The organism is Nonomuraea sp. NPDC050227 (assembly GCF_044459705.1).
Classification (GTDB): domain Bacteria; phylum Actinomycetota; class Actinomycetes; order Streptosporangiales; family Streptosporangiaceae; genus Nonomuraea.
The window spans coordinates 226,262-251,647 of the sequence record NZ_JBITJF010000005.1 but is presented as its reverse complement, the minus strand read 5'-3'; the positions used below and the strand labels follow the sequence as shown (position 1 = coordinate 251,647).

Annotated in this window: 22 protein-coding genes; 15 read left to right on the top strand and 7 right to left on the bottom strand. The window is 73.0% G+C overall.

The window, feature by feature from the left end:
• The first annotated feature begins 115 nt into the window (after positions 1 to 115).
• The 4 genes from ACIBK9_RS21440 (at position 116) to ACIBK9_RS21425 (ending at position 4,874) form a co-directional block, all read left to right on the top strand.
• On the top strand, positions 116 to 1,330 hold the full coding sequence (locus tag ACIBK9_RS21440; RefSeq protein ID WP_397160530.1) for a cytochrome P450: 1,215 nt from the start codon (positions 116 to 118) through the stop codon (positions 1,328 to 1,330).
• Positions 1,331 to 1,575: 245 nt separating this feature from the next.
• Positions 1,576 to 2,520, top strand: a complete 945-nt coding sequence (locus tag ACIBK9_RS21435) for an alcohol dehydrogenase catalytic domain-containing protein (protein WP_397160528.1) — start codon at positions 1,576 to 1,578, stop codon at positions 2,518 to 2,520.
• 3 nt (positions 2,521 to 2,523) lie between these two features.
• A complete protein-coding gene (melA, locus tag ACIBK9_RS21430; protein WP_358292236.1) occupies positions 2,524 to 3,816 on the top strand; it encodes an alpha-galactosidase in 1,293 nt (430 codons plus the stop codon).
• Positions 3,813 to 4,874 carry an amidohydrolase family protein gene (locus tag ACIBK9_RS21425; protein WP_397160526.1) on the top strand — a complete coding sequence of 354 codons (1,062 nt, stop codon included), beginning with the start codon at positions 3,813 to 3,815 and terminating at the stop codon, positions 4,872 to 4,874. The genes melA and ACIBK9_RS21425 overlap by 4 nt, the downstream gene beginning before the upstream one ends.
• A gap of 4 nt (positions 4,875 to 4,878) precedes the next feature.
• Here the strand turns inward: ACIBK9_RS21425 and ACIBK9_RS21420 are convergent, their stop codons facing one another.
• Positions 4,879 to 5,781 (bottom strand): sigma-70 family RNA polymerase sigma factor, encoded by a 903-nt coding sequence (locus ACIBK9_RS21420; protein WP_397160524.1) that lies wholly within the window; start codon positions 5,779 to 5,781, stop codon positions 4,879 to 4,881.
• Between the two features lie 204 nt (positions 5,782 to 5,985).
• On the opposite strand from ACIBK9_RS21420, the gene ACIBK9_RS21415 reads away from it, so the two are divergent.
• A complete protein-coding gene (locus ACIBK9_RS21415) occupies positions 5,986 to 7,308 on the top strand; it encodes an FAD-binding oxidoreductase (RefSeq protein WP_397160522.1) in 1,323 nt (440 codons plus the stop codon).
• Here ACIBK9_RS21415 and ACIBK9_RS21410 read toward each other — a convergent pair whose 3' ends face one another.
• Positions 7,309 to 8,583, bottom strand: coding sequence for a C39 family peptidase (locus ACIBK9_RS21410; RefSeq protein ID WP_397160520.1), 1,275 nt, complete (start codon positions 8,581 to 8,583; stop codon positions 7,309 to 7,311).
• Positions 8,584 to 8,837: 254 nt separating this feature from the next.
• Between ACIBK9_RS21410 and ACIBK9_RS21405 the strand changes: the two genes are divergently transcribed.
• Positions 8,838 to 9,824 (top strand): polysaccharide deacetylase family protein, encoded by a 987-nt coding sequence (locus ACIBK9_RS21405; protein ID WP_397160518.1) that lies wholly within the window; start codon positions 8,838 to 8,840, stop codon positions 9,822 to 9,824.
• Between the two features lie 72 nt (positions 9,825 to 9,896).
• Positions 9,897 to 10,355 (top strand): GNAT family N-acetyltransferase, encoded by a 459-nt coding sequence (locus tag ACIBK9_RS21400; protein WP_397160516.1) that lies wholly within the window; start codon positions 9,897 to 9,899, stop codon positions 10,353 to 10,355.
• Between the two features lie 39 nt (positions 10,356 to 10,394).
• On the opposite strand, the gene ACIBK9_RS21395 is transcribed toward ACIBK9_RS21400, so the two are convergent.
• A complete protein-coding gene (locus ACIBK9_RS21395; RefSeq protein WP_357979480.1) occupies positions 10,395 to 10,841 on the bottom strand; it encodes an Lrp/AsnC family transcriptional regulator in 447 nt (148 codons plus the stop codon).
• A gap of 93 nt (positions 10,842 to 10,934) precedes the next feature.
• Here ACIBK9_RS21395 and ACIBK9_RS21390 point away from each other — a divergent pair, with 93 nt between their 5' ends.
• Together ACIBK9_RS21390 and ACIBK9_RS21385 are read left to right on the top strand one after the other, a co-directional pair.
• Positions 10,935 to 14,417, top strand: a complete 3,483-nt coding sequence (locus tag ACIBK9_RS21390; RefSeq protein ID WP_397160514.1) for an indolepyruvate ferredoxin oxidoreductase family protein — start codon at positions 10,935 to 10,937, stop codon at positions 14,415 to 14,417.
• Entirely contained in the window at positions 14,414 to 15,547 is a 1,134-nt protein-coding gene (locus ACIBK9_RS21385; RefSeq protein WP_352352574.1) for an acyl-CoA dehydrogenase family protein, read from the top strand. The genes ACIBK9_RS21390 and ACIBK9_RS21385 overlap by 4 nt, the downstream gene beginning before the upstream one ends.
• 64 nt (positions 15,548 to 15,611) lie before the next feature.
• On the opposite strand, the gene ACIBK9_RS21380 is transcribed toward ACIBK9_RS21385, so the two are convergent.
• Positions 15,612 to 16,172 (bottom strand): GNAT family N-acetyltransferase, encoded by a 561-nt coding sequence (locus ACIBK9_RS21380; protein ID WP_397160511.1) that lies wholly within the window; start codon positions 16,170 to 16,172, stop codon positions 15,612 to 15,614.
• Between the two features lie 195 nt (positions 16,173 to 16,367).
• Here ACIBK9_RS21380 and ACIBK9_RS21375 point away from each other — a divergent pair, with 195 nt between their 5' ends.
• The 6 genes from ACIBK9_RS21375 (at position 16,368) to ACIBK9_RS21350 (ending at position 22,736) form a co-directional block, all read left to right on the top strand.
• The gene (locus tag ACIBK9_RS21375) at positions 16,368 to 16,688 is read left to right on the top strand and encodes a hypothetical protein (protein WP_358292272.1); all 321 of its coding nucleotides are present in this window, start codon (positions 16,368 to 16,370) and stop codon (positions 16,686 to 16,688) included.
• A 964-nt stretch (positions 16,689 to 17,652) separates the two neighbouring features.
• Complete coding sequence (locus tag ACIBK9_RS21370) at positions 17,653 to 19,425, top strand: protein kinase (protein ID WP_397160509.1); 1,773 nt, start codon at positions 17,653 to 17,655, stop codon at positions 19,423 to 19,425.
• Positions 19,426 to 19,583: 158 nt separating this feature from the next.
• Positions 19,584 to 19,757: a hypothetical protein gene (locus tag ACIBK9_RS21365; protein ID WP_352318817.1), complete on the top strand. Its 174-nt coding sequence runs from the start codon at positions 19,584 to 19,586 to the stop codon at positions 19,755 to 19,757.
• Positions 19,758 to 19,785: 28 nt separating this feature from the next.
• The gene (locus tag ACIBK9_RS21360) at positions 19,786 to 20,310 is read left to right on the top strand and encodes a MauE/DoxX family redox-associated membrane protein (protein ID WP_397160507.1); all 525 of its coding nucleotides are present in this window, start codon (positions 19,786 to 19,788) and stop codon (positions 20,308 to 20,310) included.
• Between the two features lie 9 nt (positions 20,311 to 20,319).
• Positions 20,320 to 20,847, top strand: a complete 528-nt coding sequence (locus ACIBK9_RS21355) for a TlpA disulfide reductase family protein (protein WP_358292282.1) — start codon at positions 20,320 to 20,322, stop codon at positions 20,845 to 20,847.
• Positions 20,844 to 22,736, top strand: a complete 1,893-nt coding sequence (locus ACIBK9_RS21350) for an ABC transporter ATP-binding protein (RefSeq protein ID WP_397160504.1) — start codon at positions 20,844 to 20,846, stop codon at positions 22,734 to 22,736. Before ACIBK9_RS21355 ends, ACIBK9_RS21350 begins: the two co-directional genes overlap by 4 nt.
• On the opposite strand, the gene ACIBK9_RS21345 is transcribed toward ACIBK9_RS21350, so the two are convergent.
• The 3 genes from ACIBK9_RS21345 to ACIBK9_RS21335 form a co-directional block, all read right to left on the bottom strand.
• Positions 22,652 to 23,140 (bottom strand): S26 family signal peptidase, encoded by a 489-nt coding sequence (locus tag ACIBK9_RS21345; protein ID WP_397160502.1) that lies wholly within the window; start codon positions 23,138 to 23,140, stop codon positions 22,652 to 22,654. The genes ACIBK9_RS21350 and ACIBK9_RS21345 overlap by 85 nt on opposite strands.
• A gap of 161 nt (positions 23,141 to 23,301) precedes the next feature.
• Positions 23,302 to 23,994: a TetR/AcrR family transcriptional regulator gene (locus ACIBK9_RS21340; RefSeq protein ID WP_397160500.1), complete on the bottom strand. Its 693-nt coding sequence runs from the start codon at positions 23,992 to 23,994 to the stop codon at positions 23,302 to 23,304.
• 56 nt (positions 23,995 to 24,050) lie between these two features.
• On the bottom strand, positions 24,051 to 25,340 hold the full coding sequence (locus ACIBK9_RS21335) for a cytochrome P450 (protein ID WP_397160498.1): 1,290 nt from the start codon (positions 25,338 to 25,340) through the stop codon (positions 24,051 to 24,053).
• Positions 25,341 to 25,386: the final 46 nt, after the last annotated feature.

The window sequence follows — 25,386 nt, the reverse complement described above, 5'->3', positions numbered from 1 at the left end:
GCTCCGACGTGGCGGAGGAGGCAGATGTTGCCTGCCTGGCGGTGACAACCTCACCCCTTGGATCCATCGGCGTTACCACGGAGAGTAGGGAGACATCCGTACATGGGAGGCTGCATTGGACACCGCGCCACTTCCGTTCCCGGTTCCCGGCGAGCGGACGTCCGACACGATCCGCCGCCTGCGGGACGAGCACGGACCGGTCCTGCCCGTCCTGCTGCCGGGGGAGGTGAACGGCTGGCTGGTGACCTCCTACGAGGCGACGGACGAGGTGCTGGCCAACGACGAGGCGCTCTACAGCAAGGACGCCAGGAACTTCACCGGCCTTCATGACGGCACCGTCCCCGCCGACTGGCCGCTGCGCCAGGTCATCGAGGGCGACCACCTGCTGACCAAGGACGGCGCCGACCACCGGCGGCTGCGCAGCCTCATCAACCGCGCCTTCACCCCGGCCCGGGTGGCCGCCCTCGCGCCGCGCGTCCAGGAGATGACCGACGAGCTGCTCGACCGCATGGCCGAGCGGGACGGCGAGGTCGATCTCGTGCATGCCTTCAGCGAGCCCCTGCCGGTCGCCGTGATCTGCGAGCTGTTCGGCGTCCCGCAGGAGGAGCGGGCGCAGATCCGCGCGTGGACGGGGGTGATGTTGTCGCACGCCGCCGCCCCCGACGAGGTGAACGCGGCGGCCGGGTCGCTGCTCGGCTACCTGGCGGCCTTCATCGCGCGCCGCCGCCGCGAGCCGGCCGACGACCTGACCACCGGCCTGATCCGCGCCAACGAGGACGACGGCGGCCGCCTGTCCGACAACGAGCTGCTGTGGATCCTGTGGGTCGTGCTCGTCGCCGGCCACGAGACGACCGTGCACCTGATCGCCAAGGCGGTCGTGGCCCTGTGCGCCGACCCCGCCCAGCTCGACCGCGCCCGTACCGAGGACGCGTGGGAGCAGGTGGTGGAGGAGGCGCTGCGCAGCCGCAACTCGGTCGTCGGCCTGGTCTTCCGCTACGCGCTCAAGGACGTCACGGTCGCCGGCACCACCATCCCGGCGGGTCGGCCCATCGTCGTCGGGCTCACCGGCGCGGGCACCGACCCGGCCCGCTACGGCCCGGACGCCGGCCGCTTCGACCTGGGCAAGGCCAAGGAGGGGCATCTCGGCTTCGGCCGGGGCCCGCACTTCTGCCTGGGGGCGCCGCTGGCCCGGCTGGAGGCCAGGATCGCGCTGTCGTCGCTGTTCGGCAGGTTCCCGGGGCTGCGGCTGGCGGTCCGTCCCGAGGAGATCGCCTACACGGCGTCGATCATCACCGAGGGGCCGCTGGCGGTGCCCGTACTGCTGCGCTGATTCTGCCTGTCAAACCGGCTTTCCGTGATTCGGAACAGGGCGGCCGGGTCGAGGATGACGTCCTCGACCCGGCCGCTCCTGGCTTACCGGGTGCGGCGACGCCGCCCCACTTCCCCTCGGCCTCTTGACATGATCTTCGCCGCAATGGTCTCCTAGCGCCAGTTCGGAATAGCATTCCTTATGGCGGAACACGAACAGGACGGGATCTCCATGGAACGCGCGCATTCGACCGCCGGCCGGCCCTCGTGAGGGCTCTCGTCTTCACCGCCCCCGGCGTCGTGGAGCAGCGGGACGTGCCCGAGCCCGTGGCCGGGCCGGACGAGGTGCTGGTGCACGTGGTCGCCTCCGGCATCTGCGGCAGTGAGCTGCACGGCGTGCGGACCCCCGGGTTCCGGGTGCCGCCGCTGGTCATGGGGCACGAGTTCGCCGGGCGCACCGACGACGGGCGGCCGGTCACGGTCAACCCGATCCTGTCGTGCGGCGCGTGCGACGTGTGCCTGATCGGCCGGCCCAACGTGTGCAGGAAGCGGCAGATCATCGGCGTGCACCGGCCGGGCGCCTTCGCCGAGCGCGTCGCGGTGCCGGCCGGGGCTGTGGTGCCGCTGCCCGACGGGCTCGGCTGGACCGCCGCCGGCGTGGTGGAGCCGGCCGCGAACGCCGTGCACGCCTGGGGGCTGGCCGGGCGGCCGGCCGGGGCGCGCGTGGGCGTGCTCGGCGCCGGGGCCATCGGCCTGACCTGCCTGCTCACCGCCCTGTCCGGTGGCGCGGCCGGCGTGGACGTGGCCGACCGCTCGCCCGAGCGGCTGGCCGTCGCCGCGGCGCTCGGCGGCGTGGCGGCGGGCGCCGAGCTGACCGGCGAGTACGACGTGATCTTCGACGCGGTCGGCGCCGCCGCCACCCACGAGCAGTCCCTGTCCCGGCTGCGCCCCGGCGGCGTGGCCGTCTGGCTCGGCCTGGCCGACCACGTCGCCGGGTACGACGCCGCCGACCTGGTGCGCGGCGAGAAGCGCGTGCTGGGCTCGTTCGCCTACGACGCGGCCGACTTCGCCGCTGCCGTCGGCCTGGTCGGCCGCTGGGACCTGAGCTGGGTCCGGACCTTCCCCCTGGAAGAGGGCGCCGAGGTCTTCACCCGGCTGATGAACGGCCAGGCCACCCCCGTCAAAGCCCTGCTGACCCCGGAATCGAGGTAACCCATGGCCCGCATCGTCCTGGTGGGCGCCGGCAGCATCACGTTCGCCAAGAACCTTCTCTCCGACATCCTGACATTTCCGGAATTGTCGGAGTCCACGATCGTGCTCCACGACATCGACCAGGCCCGGCTCGACACCGCCGCGGCGATGGCCCGCTGGATGGTCGCCGAGCTGGGCATCGGCGCCCGGATCGAGGCGTACGCCGACCGCCGCCCCGCCGTCGAGGGCGCCGACTACGTGATCAACGAGATCGCGGTGGGCGGCCTGGAGGCGGTCAGGCGCGACCTGGAGATCCCCGCCGCGTACGGCGTGCGCCAGACGATCGGCGACACCCTGGGCATCGGCGGCATCTTCCGCGCCCTGCGCACGATCCCCGTCATGGTCGGCATCGGCGACGACCTGGCCGAGCTCGCCCCCGACTCGGTGCTGTTCAGCTACACCAACCCGATGTCGATGATCCCCTGGTCGGTCTACGCCGGCACCCCGTTCAAGAACGTCGTGGGCGTCTGCCACGCCGCCCGCGACACGCAGAGCACGCTGGCCGCCATGGTCGGCGTGCCGGAGGAGGAGATCTCCTTCCTCACCGCGGGCGTCAACCACCAGGCGTTCGTGCTGCGCTTCGAGCGCGACGGCGAGAACCTCTACCGGCGGCTCGACGAGCTGATCGACCGGGACCCCGAGCTGCGGCGGCGGGTGCGCGTGGAGGTCTACCGCAACTTCGGCTACTTCCCGACCGAGTCCTCCGAGCACGGCTCGGAGTACCTGCCGTGGTTCCTGCCGCACGCCGAGGAGGTCGAGCGGTACCGCATCCCGATCAACGTCTACCTGGAGTGGCTGGCCGAGGGCTACGAGGAGTACGAGCAGTACAAGAGCTCGCTGGAGGCCGGCCGGGGCGTGCCGATCGAACGCGGCGACGAGCTGGCCTCGCTGGCCATCCACTCGATGGAGACCGGCACCCGCAGGCTGATCCACGGCAACGTGCGCAACGGCGGCCTGATCTCCAACCTGCCGCCGGAGGCCACGGTCGAGGTGCCCTGCCACGTCGACCGGTCCGGCGTGCGGCCGCTGCCCGTCGGCGAGCTGCCCGCCCAGGTCGCCGCACTCAACCGGGCCTTCCTCAGCGTCGGCGAGCTGACCGTCAAGGCGGCCCTGGAAGGGCGGCGCGACCACGTCTACCAGGCCGCGCTGCTCGACCCCAACACCGCCGCCACCCTGCCGGTCCGCAAGGTCCGCGAGCTGGTGGACGCCCTCATCGAGGCCCACGGCGACCTGCTGCCCGAAGGCATCAGGAAGTGACCCCGTCGTCCGACGCCGGCCTGCCGCTGTCCCGCTACCGTCCGGTGTCGCAGCTCCGGGTGGCCGTGCACGAGGTCGACCGGGCCCGGCTGCCCGTCGTGGACGGCCACATCCACCTCGGCCGCTGGCTGTCCGAGGACGGCGGCTGGATGGTCGAGGACGTCCCCGCCCTGATCGGCATGATGGACGAGCTCAACCTGCGCGGCATGGTCAACCTCGACGGCCGCTGGGGCCGGGAGCTGGCCGAGAACCTCGAACGCTACGACGCCGCCCATCCGGGCCGGTTCGCCACGTTCTGCCACGTCGACTGGTCCGAGACCGCGACGCCCGGCTTCGGCGAGCGGCTGGCCGCCCAGCTGCGCCGCTCGGTCGCCGAGGGCGCGGCCGGGCTGAAGGTGTGGAAGGACGTCGGGCTGCGGGTACGCGACCACCGGGGCGAGCTGGTCATGCTCGACGACCCCCGCCTGGACCCGCTGTGGGCCGCCGTGGGGGAGGCGGGCGTGCCCATCGCCCTGCACACCGCCGACCCGGTCGCCTTCTTCCAGCCCGTGGACGAGCGCAACGAACGCCTCGAACTGCTGGCCGCCCGGCCCGACTGGAACTTCTCCGGGCCGGGGTTCCCGCCGTTCGAGCGGCTCATGGAGGCCATGGAGTCGATGGTGGCCCGGCATCCGGCCACGACCGTGATCGGGGTGCACGCCGGGTGCTGGCCGGAGAACCTGGGGTTCGCCGGCCGGATGCTGGACGCGTACCCGAACTTCCACATCGACATCGCGGCGCGCGTCGCCGAGCTGGGACGCCAGCCGCGCGCCACGCGGGCGCTCATGCTCCGCCACCCCGGCCGGGTGCTGTTCGGCACCGACGAGATCCCGCCGCACCCGGACGTCTACCGGATCCACTTCCGGTTCATGGAGACCGACGACGAGGCGTTCGCGCACTCCCTCGACGACCCGCCGCTGATGGGCCGGTGGACGATCTCCGGGCTCGACCTGCCCGACGACGTCCTGGAGCAGGTGTACGCGGGCAACGCGCTGCGGCTCGTGCCGCGGCTGGCCTGACCGGTCAGGGCGCGGCCACGCCGTCGTCCGGGGCGGGGCTGGACTCGGGGTCGAGGGCGAGGTCGAGGGCGGCCAGGCGGGCCGGGTCGGAGACGATGTCGATCTCCGTGATGCGCTCGCCGTCCGTCGTGACGCGCAGCACCAGGAACAGCCGGCCGCCGCGCAGCACGCCGATGCCCGGCCTGCCGTCGACGAGCAGGAGGTCGGCGAAGCGCGCGCGGCCGGAGTCGGTGAGCGTGCCCTGGGCCACCGGACGGGCGCCGCGCCGCTCGCCGCCCGACCCCGGCACGTCCGACCGGTGCAGCACGTCGGGGTCGAGGACCGCGAGCAGGGCGTCCAGGTCGCCGGCGCGGGCCGCGGCGAGGAAGGCGGCCACGAGCCTGCGCTGCCTGGCGTGGTCGGCGGCGGGCAGGACGGGCGTGCCGTGCACCCGCTGCCGCGCCCGGCTGGCCAGCTTCTTGGCCGTGGCGGGGGAGCGCGCCACGATCTGCGCGATCTCCCCGAACGGCATCGCGAACAGGTCGTGCAGCACGAACGCGACCCGCTCGGCCGGGCTCAGCGTGTCGAGAACCACCAGCAGGGCCAGCCCGACCGAGTCGGCCAGCACCGCCGCGTCGGCCGGATCGCCGTCATGGACGCTCACCTGGTCGAACCGCTCGCCCTCGACGAGCTGCTCGTCCCTGCGTCCGCGGGCGCGCAGCATGTCGAGGCAGACCCGGCCGACGATCGTGGTCAGCCAGCCGGGCACGTTCGCGACCCCGTCCGTGCCGGCGCGGGCGGCCCGCAGCCAGGTCTCCTGGACGGCGTCGTCGGCCTCGTCGGCCGAGCCGAGCATGCGGTGCGCCACCGCCCGCAGGTGGCTCCTGGTCAGGTCGAAGTGGCCGGCCAGGTCGGCTTGCGCGTTCATCGGTCACCTTTCGTCGCGCCGGGTCGTCATACAGGCGGCTGGGCGACGACGGGGGGCGACCATGGCGGCATCCTAAGCCCGTCAGGACATGGTGAGGGGCCCCGGCGCACGAGCGCGCCGGGGCCCGTCGGCATGTCCCCGGGGCGATCTTTCCGGCGGTCGGTCACCTTTCCCGGGCTCGCGTCGTCAAGGAGGTGAGTCTTCATGAAGGAGTGGACGATGACGTACGACAAGCTGCGCACCGCGGTCGAGGGACGCGTGTGGCTGCCCGGCGACGAGGGTTTCGAGGCGGCGGCCAGGGCGTGGAACCTCACCGTGGCCCAGCCGGTGGCCGCCGTGGTCGAGGCGGCCGACGCCGCCGACGTGGCCGCCCTGGTCCGCCATGCCCGCGAGGAGGGGCTGACCGTCTCCGCCCAGCCGCGCGGCCACGGCGCGAGCGGCACCGCCGACGGCGTGATCCTGCTGCGCACCAACCGGCTGGACGAGCTGGAGATCGACCCGGCCGAGCGGCGCGCCCGCGCGGGGGCAGGCGTGACCTGGGGCGCGGTGCAGGCCGAGGCGGGCAGGCACGGCCTGACCGGGCTGGCCGGCAGCAACCCCGCCGTCACCGTCACCGGCTACACCCTCGGCGGCGGCCTGAGCTGGTTCGGCCGCAGGTACGGCTGGGCGGCCGACAGCGTGCGCGCCTTCGACGTCGTGGACGCCGAGGGGCGGCCCGCGCGGGTGACGGGGGAGAGCGACCCCGACCTGTTCTGGGCGCTGCGCGGCGGCGGCGGCGACTTCGCGCTGGTCACCGCCGTCGAGTTCGACCTGTACGCCGAGCGCGCCCTGTACGGCGGCCGCCTCATGTGGCCCGGCCGGCAGGAGGCCGAGGTGTTCGCGGCCTTCCGCGAACTGACCGCCGACGCGCCGCCCGAGCTGTCGTTGTGGGTGAACCGGGTCCAGTTCCCCAAGGCGCCTCCGATGGTGACCGTGGACCTGGCCTACCTGGGCGAGGCGGCCGAGGCCGAGAGCCTGCTGGGCCGGCTCGCCAAGATCGACGGCGTGCTGAGCGACACCCGGTCCGCCATGGCCACGGCCGATCTCGGCGCGATCACCGCCGAGCCGACCGACCCGGCGCCCGCGGTGGCCCGCACCGAGCTGCTGACCGGGCTGGACGCCGGCGCCGTGGAGATCATGCTGGCCGAGCCGGTCGGGCCGCTGGTCGCCATGCAGGTCAGGCACCTGGGCGGGGCGCTGACCCGGCCGGGCGGCGGCGCCGGGGGAGCGCTGGCCGAGCCGTACCTGCTCTACCTGCTCGGGGCCGGGATCAGCCCCGAGCTGGGCCAGGCCGTACGGGCCAAGCAGGACGCGGTCGTCGCCGCCCTGGGCGACCGGGTGAGCGGGCGCAAGCCGTACACGTTCCTGTCGCCGGGCGAGCGGGCGGCTCAGGCGTTCCCCGAGCCGGCGCTCGCCCGGCTGCGCGAGATCAAGCGGTCGCGCGACCCGCAGGGCGTGTTCCGCGCCAACTACCCGGTGCTGGACTGATCACCAGTTGGCGGGCAGGCCCGGCGTCGTGGCGGGCAGGGCGTGGCCGGGCGGGCGGATGACGTAGGCGACGCCGCCGCTGCTCGAACTGCGCAGCCACACGTTCTCGAAGTCGGCGCGCGGATAGACGTGGCGGACGGCGTCGTTGCCGGCGGAGGCCGGGTCGTTGGCGATCACGTCGCCCGTCGCGGTGAAGCCGACGATCACCATGAGGTGGCCGTCGGTGCCGTAACCGGCGCCGGGCAGCTCGCCCTTCTTGAACGACTGCGAGGTGATCACCGGGATGCCCGCCTTGATCAGCCGCTCCAGCTCGGTCAGGGTGCGCAGGCGGGTGACGAAGCCGTCCAGGCCGTAGCGGCCGGCGTAGGCGGTGTTGAACGGCCAGTTGCCGGCGCCCTGGTAGGCGTGGTCGTAGGTGTAGCGGGCCGCGTGGTCCACCTCGGGGTTCGGGTCGGACGGGTCCACCCAGGAGGTGTCCTGCGCGCTCGGCCACTTGTCCCAGTAGCCGAGCACCATCGTGGTCGAGGTCGGGCTGCACCACGCCTCGCCGCCGCCGTCCCACTCGGGGTAGTGGCCCGCGTGCACGTTCTGGGAGCGGCGCGGGACGTTCAGCTCGACGCCCCACGCCCCGCCGCCGGGGCTGACCGGGACGGTCTTGCGGTCGGGCACGTTCGAGGCCATCGCGCCGAACGTGCGCACCCGGGGCGTCACGGCCGAGCCCGGACTGCGGTAGAGGGTCAGGCGGAGCTGGTACGCCGACAGCTGCCGCCCGGACGCCGCCACCAGCGTGTCCACGGCGACGGACCCGTCGGCGTCGCCCTGGCCGGCCACGGAGGTGCGCAGGATGTCGCCCTCGGCGTAGGACCAGCGGCCGAGGACGTACCACTTGCTCAGCCCGGCGGTGTTCCTGGCCCTGGCCTCGACCTGAAGCCAGCTTCCCTGGGGCACGTCGGCCGTCCAGGAGGCGATCAGCTGGGTGGCGGGGAAGCCGACCGTGCGCTCGGGGCCGGTCCAGCGGGCGTACTCCCACGTCCTGGTGCCCAGGGCGTCGGTGTAGGAGGTGGTGCCGGCGGCCGAGGCGAACGACAGCCCGTCGGCGGCGGACGTGCCCTCGCCGGTGCCGGTGGCGAAGTCGGCCCGCTGGTAGACGACGTCGGGCACGACGGGGCCCGGCTTCGTCCCGGCGACGTCCTTCCCGTCGGCGGCGGCGACGGCGGGCGGTTGGAGGGTGGTGGCCAGCAGGAGTCCGGACAGGAGGACGGTCAGCGCGCGCATGAACCCACCTTGCTCGGAAGGCTTCGGATGGGCCCGACAGTAGGGACATCCGGCGGGCAAAACATCGGGAAATCTACGTATGGGCCATGAAGCTTTCCGTGCGCCGAAACTTTCTCTCCCGGTCGCCGCAGCTCGTCCTGGTGTTGTCATCCGGGCGGTGGCGAAAGTTTCTGTGATGGATTGACATGTTTCGGCATGGTCATCACACTCGCGATCGAGCTTCCCGTACCCGCCGCCCGCCTTGGAGGCAGACCATGATCAGGAAGTTGCTCATCCTCGGCGCCGCGTGCACGCTCGCCGCGGGCCTCGCGCTGACCTGGGCCACCACCCCCTCGAACGCCGCCGACTGCAGTGGCGGCTACGTCGGCCTCACCTACGACGACGGCCCCAACCCCGCCACCACCTCCAGCCTGCTCAACGCGCTGACCTCCAACGGCCTGCGGGCCACGATGTTCAACGTCGGCCAGAACGCGCAGAACAACCAGGCCCTGGTCCGCGCCCAGCAGAACGCGGGCATGTGGATCGGCAACCACAGCTGGACCCACCCGCACCTGACGCAGCTGAGCGCCGCCCAGATCCAGTCCGAGCTGCAACGCACCCAGCAGGCGATCCAGCAGGCCACCGGCGCCGCGCCGAGGCTGTTCCGGCCGCCGTACGGGGAGACCAACGCCACCCTCCGGTCGGTCGAGCAGCAACTCGGCCTCACCGAGATCATCTGGGACGTCGACTCCCAGGACTGGAACGGCGCGAGCACCGCCCAGATCGTCCAGGCCGCCGGCCGGCTGCAGAACGGCCAGGTCATCCTCATGCACGACAACTACGCGACGACCATCGCCGCGATCCCGCAGATCGCCGCGAACCTGCGCGCCCGCAACATGTGCGCGGGCATGATCTCGCCGGTGACCGGCCGGGCCGTCGCGCCCGACGGGAGCGGCCCGACCACCCCGCCCTCGTCCCCGCCGCCCGGTGGCGGCGCCTGCACGGCGACCGTGTCCGCGGGCCAGCAGTGGGCCGACCGCTTCAACCTGTCGGTCGCGGTCTCCGGCACGAACTCCTGGATCGTCACCGTCACCGTGCGCAGCCCGCAGAAGATCATCGCCACCTGGAACGGCACCCCGGCCTGGGACGGCACCGGCAACGTCATGACGATGCGGCCGAACGGCAACGGCAACACCTTCGGGTTCACCGTCCAGCACAACGGCGACTGGACCTGGCCCGCGGTCTCCTGCCGGGTGGGGTGAGGCCCGTCCCGGTATGGAATGCTCTCCGCCATGCTGATAAGGAACGGGACAATTGACGACATTTCCCCGATCGTGGCGTTGCATGTGGAGAGCTGGCGCACGGCCTACGCGGGCATCATGCCCGACGGTTTCCTGAACGGCCCCCTGGACGACGACCGGCTCGCGCTCTGGCGGGAGCGGCTGGACCCGCCCGTCCGGGGGGCGGGCCTGTTCGTCGGCCACGACGACGACGGGAAGCTGCTCGGCTTCGCCTACCTGCTGCCGTCCCCGGACGGCCGGATCCTGCTCGACAACCTGCACGTGCGGCCCGGGAGCACGGGCTCGGGCGCCGGATCGCGCCTGCTGCGGCACGGACTGGCCTGGGCGGCGGACGAGCATCCCGGCCGGGAGGTCTACCTGGAGGTGCTCAGGGCGAACACCCGGGCCATCGGCTTCTACGAACGGCACGGCGCACGCCGCACCGACGAGCGGATGTGCCGTTTCCAGCAGGGGTTCGAGCTGCCCGAGCTGGAGTACGCCTGGGTGAACTGACCCTCCGGCGACGCGCGCCGCGAGCGGACGGCCGGGTCGTCAGGTGAGGGCGTCGCGCGTCCAGGAGCCCAGGACCAGCAGGGATTTGGTGCCGGTGACGTTGCCGGCCCGGCGCAGCCGGTCGATGACCTGCTGGAGGTGTCCGAGGTCGCGCACCCGTACGTGGATGAGGGCGTCGGGGTCGCCGGCGATGGTGAAGACGGCCTGCACCTCGGGCACGTCCGTCGCCGTGCGGACGATCTCGCCCACCGGCGTGGTCCCCGGGTACCGCAGCTCGGTGAACGCCTCGATGCCCCAGCCCAGCTTGGCGTAGTCAATCTGCACGGTGAACCCGGTGATCACCCCGATCTCCCTGAGCCGGTCGACCCGCCGCTTGACCGCCGCCACCGACAGCCCGACCTGCTCGGCCATCTCGGAGAAGGTGCGGCGGCCGTCCTCGCGCAGCAGCCGGAGCACCTGATGGTCGATGTCGTCGATGTCCGGCATGTGAGAATCCTCCTTGGGGACGCAAAGTTCTTCTGCGCCAGAATCGCCCAGCTCACATTATTTGCGTCTTCGTTGTGGTTTCACGTCTGATACTTGCGCACAGTAGCTCTCCGTTGCTGTGCTGGGAAACCCCACATACGCATTGCCCGCCAGGAGGTTCGCGTGAGCGTGAACAGCGCGACCGTGTCGCTCGACGACAAGTACGCCGCGCCGGACGGCCGGGTGCTGATCTCCGGCATCCAGGCCCTCGTCCGGCTGACCCTCGAACAGCGGCGCCTGGACCGGGACCGCGGCCTGAACACCAGGGCCTTCGTCTCCGGCTACCAGGGCTCCCCGCTGGGCGGCCTGGACCTGGAGATGGGCCGCGCGGCCCGCTTCCTGGACGAGGCCGGCGTCGTCTTCCAGCCCGGACTCAACGAGGAGCTGGCCGCGACGGCCGTGGCCGGCACGCAGCTCCTCGGCCAGGTCCCCGGCCGCAGCCACGACGGCGTCACCGCCTTCTGGTACGGCAAGAACCCCGGCCTCGACCGCGCCGCCGACGCCATCAGGCACGGCAACATGGCCGGCACCGCCGCGCTGGGCGGCGCGGTGGCCTGGATCGGCGACGACCCCGGCTGCAAGTCCTCCACAGTGCCCAGCTCGTGCGAGCCGATGTGCCAGAGCCTGTCGATGCCGCTGCTCGCCCCCGGCTCGGTCGCCGAGATCATCGAGTTCGGCCTGCACGCGGTCGCCCTGTCCCGCGCCACCGGCCTGTGGACGGGCCTGAAGATCGTCGCCGACATCGCCGACGCCTCGGCCACCGTCGAGCTGGGCGCGCCGTACGACATCCCCACCCCTGACCACGCCGACCGCGGCAAGTCACCGATCCTGGTCGGCCCCTCCGCCCTGGACGCCGAGTACGACCTGCTCACCCGCAGGCTGGAGCTGGCCCGCGACTACGGCCGCAGGCACGGGCTCAACCGCGTCATGCGCGACGCCCCCCGCGCCACGCTCGGCATCCTGGCCTCCGGCACCACGTACGCCGTGGTCCTGCGCGCCCTGGCCGACCTCGGCCTGGACGAGAGCGCCACCGAGGACCTCGGGCTGCGCCTGATCCGGCTCGGCATGCCCTTCCCGCTGGCCGAGGCCGACCTGGCCGCCATGACCTCCGACCTCGACCGGGTGCTGGTGGTCGAGGACAAGGTGCCGTTCCTGGAAGGGCAGCTCAAGCAGGCCCTCTACGGCGGCGAACGCGCCCCCGTCGTGTCGGGCCGGGACCTGCTGACCGCCCGCGGCACCCTCGGCGCCGAGGACGTCGCCAAGGCGCTGGCCGCCTGCCTCGGCCCCGACCGGCTCCCGCGCGGGACGGTCCACCTGTCCCGGCCCGCGTCCGCCGCGCGCCGCCTGCTGCCGATGGTCGCCGCGCGCACGCCGTACTTCTGCTCGGGCTGCCCGCACAACTCCTCCACCCGCACGTCCGACGACACGCTGGTCGGCGTCGGCATCGGCTGCCACGCCATGATCGCCCTCGACGGGCACGGCCGCGGCACCCAGATCGGCATCACCCAGATGGGCGGCGAGGGCGCCCAGTGGATCGGGCTCGCGCCGTTCACCCGGGACCGGCACTTCGTGCAGAACCTCGGCGACGGCACCTTCCACCACTCCGGCTCCCTGGCCGTGCGGGCCGCGGTGGCGGCCGGGGTGACGATGACCTACAAACTGCTCTACAACGACGCCGTCGCCATGACCGGCGGCCAGCGCGCCGAAGGGCGGCTCGACGTGCCCGCGCTCACGCGCTCGCTGGCCGAGGAGGGCGTGCGCAGGATCGTCATCACCACGCCTGAGCCGGAGACGTACCGCGGGGTGCGGCTGGCGCCGATCGCCTCCGTGCGGCACCGCGACGACCTCGCCGACGTCGAGCGCGAGCTGGCCGCCCTCGACGGCGTGACCGTCCTGCTGCACGACGACAAGTGCGCGGCCGAGGAGCGGCGGCTGCGCAAGCGCGGCAAGCTGCCCACCCCGACGGCGAAGGTCGTGGTCAACGAGCGCGTCTGCGAGGGCTGCGGCGACTGCGGCGACGTCTCGACGTGCCTGTCCGTCCAGCCCGTCGAGACCGAGTACGGCCGCAAGACGCGCATCCACCAGCCGTCCTGCAACTCCGACCTGAGCTGCCTCAAGGGCGACTGCCCGTCGTTCCTGCTGGTCGAGCCCGGCACCAGGGCGCCGCGCGAGCTGCCGCCGCTGCCCGTGCGGCTGCCGGAGCCGGTCGTCAGGCTCGACGGCGACGCCGAGACGCTGATCCGGATGCCCGGCATCGGCGGCACCGGCGTCGTCACGGTCTCGCAGATCCTGCAGATGGCCGCCCACCTCGACGGCCTGCACGCCGCCGGCATCGAGCAGACCGGCCTCGCGCAGAAGGGCGGCCCGGTCGTCAGCGACGTGCGCATCGCCAAGCGGCCGGTGGACGGCTCGGTGCGCGCCTCGCGCGGCACGGCCGACGTGCTGATCGGGTTCGACCTGCTCGGGGTCGCCGCCGACGCCAACCTCGCCGTCGCCGCGCCCGGCCGGACGGTCGCCGTGGTGAACACCTCCATCGTGCCCACCGCCGCCATGGTCACCGGACGGGCGACCGTGCCCGGCTCCTCGGCCGACGCGGTGGTCAGGCTGGAGTCCGCCACGGAGGGCGCGGACAACCTGTACCTCGACGCCCACGAGCTGTCCGAGGCGCTGTTCGGCGACCACATGCCGGCCAACATGCTGCTGGTCGGCGCGGCGTACCAGCACGGCTGCCTGCCCGTCTCGGCCGCCTCGATCGAGGCGGCGATCAGGCTCAACAAGGCCGCCGTCGAGAAGAACCTCGCGGCCTTCCGCTGGGGCCGGGCCGCCGTCGCCGACCGTGAGGCGGTACGCCGGGCCGCGCTCGCCGAGCCCGCCGAGCGGCCCGCGCCCGGCCTGGAGGAGACGCTGGCCCTGCGGGTGGCGGACCTGACCGGCTACCAGAACCAGACCTACGCCCGTACGTACGAGAGCGACGTCAGGCGCGTGGTCGCCGAGGCGGCCGGGCGCGCGGGGGAGGAGGCCGGCGCGCGCGTCGGGCTCGCCTACGCCCGCTCCCTGCACAAGCTCATGGCCTACAAGGACGAGTACGAGGTCGCCCGCCTGCACCTCGACCCCGAGGAGCAGGCCAGGCGCGAGCGCGAGTACGGCGCCGACGCGGTCGTGTCCGTGATGCTGCACCCGCCGCTGCTGCGCGCGATGGGCATGAAGCGCAAGATCCGGCTGCGCCGCTCCGCGCCGGTGCTGTTCCGCGGCCTGCGGGCCGCGCGCGTGCTGCGCGGGACCGCCCTCGACGTGTTCGGCCAGGCCGAGGTCCGCCGGGTCGAAAGGGAACTGATCACCGAATATCGTGATCTCATGCGTGCCGCCCTCGCCCGGCTGACCCCCGGCACGATCGACGCCGTCGCCGAGATCGCCGGCCTTCCCGAGTCGATCCGCGGGTACGAGGACATCAAGCTCGCCCGCGTCGCCGAGTTCCGTGAGCGGGCCGCGGCCGCCCTGGCCCGCCTCGCCGAAGCCGCACCCAAGGAGTCGTCGTGACCGTTGACCGCCTGCTCCCCGACCAGGACGCCAAAGACCTGATCGAGCTGACCCGCGACATCGCCGACAAGGAGCTCGCGCGCCGGGTCGACGAGCACGAGCGCGCGGAGACGTACCCGGAGGGGCTGTTCGCCACCCTCGGCGCCGCCGGACTGCTCGGGCTGCCCTACCCCGAGGAGTTCGGCGGGGGCGGACAGCCGTACGAGGTGTACCTCCAGGTGATCGAGGAGTTGGCGGCCCGCTGGGCGGCGGTCGCGGTGGCGACGAGCGTGCACACGCTGGCCTGCTTCCCCGTGGCCGCGTACGGCACCCCCGAGCAGCGCGAACGCTGGCTGCCCGACATGCTGGCCGGACGGATCGTCGGCGGCTACAGCCTGTCGGAGCCGCAGGCGGGCTCGGACGCGGGCGCGCTGACCTGCCGGGCCGAGCGCACCGAGAGCGGCGACTACCGCATCACCGGCAACAAGGCCTGGATCACCCATGGCGGCATCGCCGACTTCTACGCCCTGTTCGCCCGCACCGGCGAGCGCATCTCCTGCTTCCTCGCGCCCGGCGCGGCCGAAGGGCTGACGTTCGGCCGCCCCGAGGAGAAGATGGGCCTGCACGCCGTGCCGACCACCAGCGCCCACTGGGACGGCGCCGTCATCGACGGCGATCGGCTGATCGGCGAGGAGGGCCAGGGCCTGCAGATCGCCTTCAGCGCCCTCGACTCCGGCCGGCTCGGCATCGCGGCCTGCGCCGTCGGCCTGGCCCAGGCGGCCCTCGACGAGGCCGTCGCCTACGCCAAGGAGCGGCAGACCTTCGGCAAGCGCATCATCGACCACCAGGGCCTCGGCTTCCTGCTGGCCGACATGGCGGCGGGGGTGGACAGCGCGCGGGCGACGTACCTGGACGCCGCCCGCCGCCGCGACGCCGGCCTCGACTACAGCCGGCAGGCCAGCGTGGCCAAACTGGTCGCCACGGACACCGCCATGAAGGTCACGACGGACGCGGTCCAGGTGTTCGGCGGCTACGGCTACACCAGGGAGTTCCGGGTGGAGCGCTACATGCGCGAAGCCAAAATCATGCAGATCTTCGAGGGCACCAACCAGATCCAGCGCCTGGTCATCGCTCGCCAGCTGGCGAAGTAGCCGCTGGCGCCGCAACCCCGTCGGGCGCTGTAGCAACGGAATGAGGGCGGAGGACGGTTCGCATCTAGCGGCTGTGGTTGGCGGGGGCTTCGAAGATGAGGCCGTGGCCGTCCTCTTCGTCCCAGTCCTCTCCGACCTTGACGAAGCCGAAGCCGGCGATCGTGGCCAGGGACGCCGCGTTGTCGGGGCTGATCGTCGCCCGTACGGTCTTGATCGTCGGTTCGGCCGCGGCCCGGTGCAGCAACTCGATCAGGATGGCGCGGCCGTACCCCTGGCGACGGAACTCTGGAGCGACCGCGTAGCCGATCTCCACCATGCCGGCCTCGTCGGGCGGTCCGTGAAAGCCGGCATGGCCGATGACGACGCCTTCGGGCCCGGTCACCGCCTGCCGCGCCATCCACGGTGCTTGGTCCGGGTCGGCGGCCATCTGGTCGATCCGGATCCGCCACAGCCACCGTGCTCTGTCTGTCACGAAGTAATCGGTCAGAGCGACCCCGGCCGCATCGCTGGCTGTGGCCAGATCCCCGTCGAGCAGAGCGGACATCGCGGTGCTCGACAACTCGACGAAGCGCACCTGCTTCGGACTGGTGGGGAATGACGTCTGGCGATCGGCTTCATCTGTCACGGTGTGATGGTCGCAAGGTGTTCGACAGACGTCCACGAGTTTTTGGCCGGTTTCGGTGCTCACCGTAGGAGCAGCAAGGCGCTGGGTGCTAGGCCCCTGGTTACTGGCGTAACGGATAGTAGTTGATTAATCACTCTATGTTTAGGGTTGGGATTGGGTGGCATCCGCCGCTCCCGTCCCGAAGGGAAATCGATCATGCGACGTATCCCGATCGCCCTGGCCGCCCTCGCCGCCGCCGGCGCCGTGGCGATGGCCCCGCTCGCCACAGCCCAGGCAGCCACCGCTGTTTCGCTCAACGCGCCGGTGGCGCGGGCGGGCGAGGTCATCACGTGTCAGGAGGTGGACGCGCAACTGCCGGACATCTTCGCCCGTGCCTGCGACACCGACCATTGGGGGCCTCTGTCCGACTTCGTCATCAATTCCAGAGACCGGGCCGTCTACCGCTGCGTCACTGGCTGGGCCGAAGGCAGCCTGTGGGTCCGGGGCCAAGGATGCCGGCGGCTCCAGACCTCCTGAGCGGCCGACGGTTCAGACCGGCAGCTCAGACCGGCAGCTCAGACCGGTGGCCCGAACCGTCGTGGGCGCGTGGGGGAGTCCGTCCGGAAAGTCCGCGAAACGCCGGGACTGGTGACTGCATCGTGAGCGCCGCCGGTCCGGCGGCGGCCGGGAGCGGCCGGAGGGCCGCTCACCCGGCGGGCCGATCCGCCAGGCGGCGCCGAGCGTTCCCGCCGGTCCTCCGCCCGCGCCTTGCGGGGTGCCCCGGGCGGGCGCCCGGCAACCTGACGCAGAGCACCTCTCCGTGCCCGCATCCCCGTGACGGAAAGAACCCGCATGCGGTTGCATCTCATCGGCACCGGATCGATCTTCACCGACCGGATGAGCGCGAGTGCGCTCATCGACGGCACGCTCCTCGTCGACACACCCAACGGCTCGGTCAAGGCGATGCGCCGCGGCGGGATCGACCTGACGGCCATCGACCTCTGCCTGATCACGCACTTCCACGCCGAGCACTTCTTCGACATCGTCTTCCTGCTCATGGAGCAGGGGCTGCTGCGCGAACGCGACGGTGAACTCGTCCTGCTCGGCCCCACCGGGCTGGAGGAACGAGTTCGGCCCCGCCGGCGGTCGATGGGAGGGCCCCGGCCAGGGGCGCGACTACCTGGTACGGGCCCCGCCGGTGCAGCACGCCACGCCGATCGCGCTGGGCTACGCCATCCATGGGCTTGGACGACGTCGAGGCCCTGGCCGCACGCTGGCCCGACCGCGCCTTCATCCCCACCCACCTCGGCGACGACGTCACCGGCTCCGACCGGCCCAACATCGTCTTCCCCGCGTAGGCCCGGCGCCGCCGAGAAGCTGCTCCGACGTCGTCCGCGCAGCCCGGTGGCGACGCAACGCTTGATGGGGTGCTCCGCAGTGACTTGACCCGCTGTGTGGGACTTTGAGGAGATCTTGCCGGCGAACGCTAGGGTGAGATCTCGTGCAGCCGCTCACGCCGGAAGACTTAGCCCGAATCGGCCCCTATCGGCTGGTCGGGGTGCTGGGGCGAGGCGGTCAGGGGACGGTTCTCCTGGGGCAGGGGCCGTCCGGCGAGCAGGTCGCGGTCAAGGTGTTGCACGCCGATGCCGCGGCGGACGAGAACGCACGCCGCCGGTTCCTGCGCGAGGCGGAGGCGGCCCGCCGGGTGGCCGCGTTCTGTACGGCGCGGGTGCTGGACACGGGCCTGGTGGCCGGCAGGCCGTACATCGTCAGCGAGCACATTCCGGGGCCGTCGCTCGATCTGCTGGTCAGGACAGAGGGGCCGCGATCGGGCAGCGGGCTGGAGCGGCTCGCGGTGGCCACGCTCACCGCGCTGGCGGCCATCCACCGGGCGGGGATCGTCCACCGCGACTTCAAGCCGCACAATGTGATCATGGGCCCTGAGGGGCCCGTGGTGATCGACTTCGGGATCGCCAGGGTGACCACCCAGACGGCCACGCACAGCGTGGTGGGCACCCCCGTCTACATGGCGCCGGAGCAGTTCGGCGGAGCGCCGATCACCCCGGCGGCCGACCTGTTCAGCTGGGCGGCCACCATGGTCTACGCGGCCACCGGGCAGCAGGCCTTCCGTGGAGACGCCCTTCCCGCCATCATGCACGCCATTCTGACCCGCGAACCCGACCTGTCGTCCGTGCCGCCGGAGCTGCGGCCGGTGCTGGCGGCCTGCCTGGCCAAGGAGCCCGCCGCCCGGCCAGGCGCCGCCGCCCTGGTACGCCGCCTGACCGGCGACGAGTCTCCGCCGGCCGTTCCCGTCCCTCCTGCCCCTCCCGCGGCGCACGCCACGACGGGCATCCCGGAGGCCGAGCGGCTCACCCTCCGGGTATATCCGCCGACGCGGGAGAACCTTCCTCCCGGCCCGGCGGACCCGCACGGGCCGCCTGGCCAGGACGTCCCTTCGACGCCTCCAACCGGCGGCGACGGGGGCCGGTCGAAGAGGGTCGGCCTGGCAGTCGGCGCCGGAGCGGTCGCTCTGGTGCTGGTCGTGGTGGGCGTGCGAGCCGTGGTCAAGAACGCGGTACGGGGAGCGCTGCCGACCGGCCGCCCCTCCACCGCCGCCTCCTCCCAGCCAAACCCCTCAGAGACGCCGGAGCCCTCCCAGACACCATCGCAGACGCCTTCCCAGACGCCCTCGGAAAAGCCGCGCGAGGACCCGTTCACCCCCGCCGACCTCGACAAGGAGAGCACGGACCCGACCCCGATCACCGCCGAAGCCCTGCTCCCGCAGTCCTTCACGAGTGCCATGGGGATGCGTTTCAGCCGTAAGGCGGCCGGGGTGGAGGACTGCCCGAGCCCGTGGCCCGTCGCCAGGGTCAAGTCCGCCCTGCGCAAGGCGCGCTGCGACGACATGGCCGTGGGCGTCTACGTCGGCTCGGGGGCCCCGAAGGGACGCGTCATGGTGACCGTCTGGGTCGTCCCGCTGAAGGACTCGGGCCGGGCCCGCGCCGCGTACGCGAGGCTCAAGGACGCCTACGCGCAGGAGTGGGGCATCCGGTGCCCTCAGACCGGTCCGGGGTCGACCGGAATCTGCTACACGTCGAACTGGTGGGACGTGCAGCTGTCCTCGTGGACCGGGCAGCGCGGCCGGTACGTGATCCGCACCCTCGCCGTCCACACGAACCTCACCAGAGCCGCCGCCGCGGCCAAGTGGCTCAAGGACGCCTCGCGCGCGGCGTTCAAGAACTCGGGCCCCCTGGTCCACCAGAACGGGCAGTGAACGACACCGACGGCCTACGTGCGGATAACGGTCAGTCCGGAAATGTCAAGATCACTTGCTGCTCAAAGCCATCTCCAGTATCAGCCGATCTCTCCGTTAACTCCGGTCTCTTGCTGGGCGACGTTGATCGCGTAAAGATCCCCACGCAAGGAGCTGCCATGATCCGCGCACTCAACCAGCTGGGAGACCGCCTCCTCGACAAACTCCTCCCCTCGGCGAACGCCTCGGCCGCGTGCTGGACCGACTGGTGCTGTCAGGGCAAGTTCTGCCGGACCTGCTGCTACCACGACTCCAGCGGCACGGTCAGCTGCGGCAGCTTCGACTACTGCTGACGCCTCCTCCCGATCTCCCATGACAGCCATGCAGTACGTCGCGCCGGCCTGCCGGGTGGCGCTGGGCGTCGTCTTCCTGGTCGCGGTGGCCGGCAAGGTGCGCGGCAGGTCCGCCTTCGCCGGGTTCCGCGGGTCCGTGCGCGGCCTGGTCCCGCTGGGGCCGCGGGCCGTCACGGCGCTGAGCGGCGCCGTCGTCCTGGCCGAAGGGTGCGTCGTCGTGCTGCTGGCGATCCCCGGGACAGTGCGGGCCGGCCTGCTGCTGGCCGGCACCGTCCTGGTGGGTTTCTGCGCCGGGATCGTCAGGGCGATGCGCTCGGGCGCCACGACGCCGTGCCGGTGCTTCGGCGCCGCCGGGACGCCGCTCGGTGGCCGCCACCTCGTCCGTAACGCCGGGCTGCTCGCGCTGGTCGCCGCCGGGCTCGTGCCGGGGCACGCCGCACCGCATCCGGCGGGCGTCGCCCTGAGCGTGCTGGCCGGCGGCGTCCTCGCCGTCATCGTGATCTTCTTCGACGACCTCGCCGACCTGTTCGCCGCACAACCGCGTCACCCCTGAGGAGCCCGCATGCCCTATCTCGTCGCCGCCGTCGTCATCGTCGGACTGTTGTGCCTGGTGAATCTGGTGCTGACGCTGGCGGTGATCCGCCGCCTGCGCGCGCACACGCTGCGGCTGTCGGAGCTGGGGCCGACGCGTCCCCCGACGGTGCAGCCGGGCACGACGATCGGCGAGTTCAGCGCGACGACCGCCGACGGCGGGACCGTGTCGCGCGCGTTCTTCTCGGGGGTCTCCGTGGTGGCGGTGTTCTCCACCGAGTGCGCGTCCTGCCACGAGCTGCTGCCGGAGTTCACGTCCTACCTCGCCGACACGCGTCCCGAGCGGGTGCTGGCCGTCGTCACGGGCGACCCGGACGAGGCCCGGCGGTTCACCCGCGAGCTGACGTCGGCCACCGTCGTCGTGGAGCCGATGGGCGGCCCGGTGAGCAGGGCGTTGCAGGTCTCGCAGTTCCCCAGCTTCTTCCTGGTCGACGGTGACGCGGTGGTCGTGGCGGCCGACACCGCCCCGGGCAGGCTGCCGGCGGTCACCCGCCGATGACCCCTCCTGCCGGGCCCGGCGGCGCCGCCCGGGGACGGCGTGCGCGCGCGGCCGTGGCGCTCGCCTGGCGGGCGCATCCGGCCGCCGTCCTGGGGTCGGGGATCGCGGTGCTGCTCATGGGGCTGGTCCCGGTGGCCGCCGCGTGGCTGACCAAGCTCGTCCTGGACGGCCTGGCCGCCGGGGCGGGGCCCGCCGAACTGCTGCCGCCGGGCGTGGCCCTCGGCGTGACCGGCCTGGCCGGCGCGGCCCTGCCCGCGGTCGCGGAGTACGCCCAGGAGCAGCTCCGCCGCGCCCTCCAGGTGCTGATCCAGGACCGGCTGTTCCAGGCGGTCAACGCCCATCCGGGGCTGAGCCGGTTCGAGAACCCGGCCTTCCACGACCGCATGCGGCTGGCGCAGGAGGCCGGGCAGAACGCGCCGCAGCGGATCGTCCGCTCGACCCTGGGGATCGCCCAGGGAGCCGTCACCCTCGCCGGGTTCACCGCGGCGCTGGCCGTGCTCGCGCCGGGGATGATCGTCGTCGTGGCGCTCTCCGCGATCCCGTCGGTCCGCGCCCAGCTCGACCTGTCGAGGCGTCGCGCGGGCATGATGTGGGGCGTCAGCTCCAGGGCCCGGCGGCAGATCTTCTTCGCCGGCCTGCTCACCAGCCCCGACGCGGCCAAGGAGATCCGCCTGTTCGGCCTGGGCGATCTGCTGCGCGGCCGGATGCTGGCCGAGCTGCGCGCGGTCAACGCCGCCGAGCAGGGGCTGGCCCGCCGGACCCTGCGTACTCAGGGCGCGTTGTCGCTGGTGGGGGCGGCCGTCGCGGCGGTCGGCCTGCTCTGGGCGATCATCGCCGCCGCGTCGGGCGCGCTGAGCGTCGGCGACGTCGCCGTGTTCGTCGCGGCCGTGGCCGGGGTGCAGTCGGCGCTGGCGTCGATCGTCGGCCAGTCGGCGGACGCGCACAACGCGCTGCTGATGTTCGGGCACTACCTCGACGTGGTGGCCGACCCGCCCGACCTGCCCGTGCCGCGGCGGCCGCGGCCCGTCCCGGCGTTGCGCGAGGGCATCGAGGTGCGCGACGTCTGGTTCCGGTACGACGACGCCCATCCGTGGGTGCTGCGCGGGGTCGACCTCTTCGTCCCCCGCGGCGGCTCGCTCGCCCTCGTCGGCCTGAACGGCGCGGGCAAGAGCACCCTGGTCAAGCTGATCTGCCGGCTGTACGACCCGGTGCGCGGGTCCATCCTCTGGGACGGCGTCGACCTGCGCGAGACGGACCCCGCCGAGCTGCGCGGCCGCATCGGCGCGGTCTTCCAGGACTACATGTCCTACGACCTGACCGCGGCCGAGAACATCGGCCTCGGCGACGTCGCGGCGATCGGCGACCGGGAGCGGGTCGAGGCCGCCGCCCGGCTGGCCGGCGTCCACGAGACGGTCGCCGGGCTGCCGCGGGGCTACGACACGCTGCTGAGCCGGATCTTCTTCGGCGACCGGGACGACCCCCAGGCCGGAGTGGTGCTGTCCGGCGGTCAGTGGCAGCGCCTGGCGCTGGCCCGCGCCCTGATGCGGAAGGGACGCGACCTGCTCGTGCTGGACGAGCCGAGCTCCGGCCTGGACGCGCAGGCCGAGCACGCCATCCACCAGAGCCTGCGCCGCCACCGCGCCGGACGCACCAGCCTGCTGATCTCCCACCGGCTGGGCGCGGTCCGGGACGCGGACGCGATCGTCGTGCTCGCCGAGGGCCGGATCGCCGAGCAGGGTTCGCACGCCGAGCTGATGGCGCTCGGCGGGGAGTACGCGAGCCTGTTCACCCTCCAGGCCCAGGGCTACGAACCGGCCACCCCACCGGACCCGCGGACGGGCGACATCGACCGGACGACGACGCCGAGCACCCGGTCGAACGGCACGTAACCCCACACCCGCGAGTCCTCGCTGACCGGCCCGTCCCCCAGGACGACCAGCCGGCCGGCCGGGACCGTGTCGCCCGGCGACGCCCCCACCCGGCCCGCGACCTCGGGCGGAACCGGGTCGCCCGGCACGGCCACCGCCCGCTTGATGAACCACATGGCCGCCCCCGGCGCCGGCAGCGGCCCGGTGCGCCACTCGCCACCGGGCGGCAACGTCTGCAGCACCACGACCTGACCGCGTCCGATGCCCGCCCCCGTCGTCCTGCGGACGAGCACCCGGTCGCCGGTGCGGTAGGTCGGCAGCATGCTCGCCCCGCTGATCCGGACGACGACCAGGCGCCGCCGGGCGACGGCCAGCCCGGCGGCCAGAGCCGCGATCGGGGCCAGCAGGATCAGGACACGCCGCACGACGCCCTCCAAAGTCGATCATCACCGGAGACTGCCGACACTAGCGGCGGATCTCCTCGCCGGACAGCCCGGACAGCCCGGACAGCCCGGACAGCCCGGACAGCCCGGACAGCCCGGACAGCCCGGACAGCCCGTGCGGCCCGCCGAAGGGGCCGCTCACCTCACGGCCCGGGCCGGCCGGGGTGGTCGAGGCCGGCGGTGAGCTGGTCGATCGCCGTGTCGATGCGCCGTCCGAGCAGGGCGGTGTCCGGCGGCCCTGCGGAGGCCGCGGTCTGCCGGAGCCACTGGTCGAGGACGACGCGCAGCGCCGTCAGGGCCGCGGCCGCGCACAGCAGGGGATAGCCGGTGTCGCCGGGACGCCCGGGGGCGGGGTGGCCGATGTGCTCGGCGATCGCCTCGGCCAGGGCCTGCTCCTGCGCGGCGAGCACGGCCAGTTGCTGCGGCACCAGCGTCGGCGCCGACCGGACGAGCTGCAACGCCCGGACGTGGTCGCGGCCGGCGGCGTCGCTCTCGTTCATGACCGTCAGCACGGCCTCGCGGAAGGCCCGCAGGACCGGCTCGGTGCGCGGCCGGGCCCTGAACCGGGCGACGAGCTCCTGCGCGGCGGCGGCCAGCGAGGCCACGACCGCCTCCTCCTTGCTGGAGAAGTAGTTGAAGAACGTGCGCAGCGCGATGTCGGCCTCGCCGGCGATCTGCTCGACGGTCACGTTCTCGACGCCGTGGCGCAGGGCCAGCCGGAGCGCCGCCGCACGGAGGGCGGCGCGGGTGGCCTGCTTCTTGCGTTCGCGGCGGCCGGGCGACGCGGGCTCCCCGCCGCCCGATGCGAGCTGAACCACCCCGGCCTCCTCTGCCACGGTCCTCATTATGGGCTCCGGCAGGGCGACGGGGCGCCGGCGGGCACTGCGCCCGGTCAGGACCAGGCGACGGGCAGGGAGTGCACGCCGAAGATGAGCATCTCGTCGCGCACCGGCACCTGGCCGGCCGGCACGGCCAGCCGCAGGTCCGGCAGGCGGGTGATCAGCTCCGTCAGGCCGATGCGCATCTCCACCCGGGCGAGCTGCTGGCCCAGGCACTGGTGCACGCCGTGCCCGAAGGCCAGGTGCGGGACGCGGGCGCGGTTGACGTCGAACCGGTCGGCGTCGGGCCAGTGGCGGGGGTCGCGGTTGACCTCGGGCGTGGCGATCACGACGGTCGCGCCGGCGGGGAGGTCGGCGCCGCCCAGCGTGACGGGCTCGGTCGTGACGCGGCTGACGCCGAGCTGGATGATGCTCAGGAAGCGCAGCAGCTCCTCGACCGCGTTGTCGACGAGGGAGGGGTCCGCCCGCAGGGCGGCGAGCTGGTCGGGGTGCTCCAGCAGGGCGAACGCGCCCAGGCCCAGCATGTTGGCGGTGGTCTCGTGGCCCGCGCCGAGCAGGACGAGGGCGACGTCCACGAGCTGGGCGTCGGTCAGCGGCGGGTCGGCGTCGTGGACGAGCCCCGACAGCAGGTCGTCGGCCGGCTCGGCGCGCTTGGCGGCCACCAGCCGCTGCATGAACGCGTACAGCTCGACGCCCGCCACGGCCCGCTCCTCGTCGGTGGAGCCGGCGTTCAGCCCGACGGAGGTGCGTTCCTGGAACTCGGCGCGGTCGGCGTAGTCGACGCCGAGCAGCTCGCAGATGACCAGCGACGGCAGCGGCAGCGCGAACGACGGCACGAGGTCGGCCTCCGTGCCGGCCGCCTTCATCGCCTCGATGTGCTCGACCGCGATCTCGGTGACCCTGGCCTCCAGCTCGCGCATGCGCCGGACGGTGAACTGGCCGGTCAGCAGCCGCCGGATGCGCGTGTGCTCGGGCGGGTCCATGAACACGAAGAAGCCGTCCTCGCGGCTCTCGACGGACGGGCCCGCCGGAAGGACGCCCGCCGCCTGCTCGGCCACCTCGTGCGGCTGCAGCGACGTGGCCTCGCGGTGGCGGACCCGGTCGGCGCTGAAGCGGGCGTCCGACAGGACGGTGCGGGCCTCGTCGAAGCCGGTGACCAGCCACGCCCGCGCGCCGTTGAGCAGCTCCACCGGCCGGACCGGGTCCTGGCCGCGCCGCTCCCGCAGGCCCGGCGGCGGGTCGAACGGGCACCCGCCGCGCACGACCAGGTCGGCGGGCAGGATCCGGCGCATCGCCGTGGGACTCGCGCCGGGGGAGTCGTCGGTCAGGCTGCGGTCGCTCATCGGCGGGTCCTGTTCTCGCGGGTGCGGGCCGTTCCACCCTACAAAG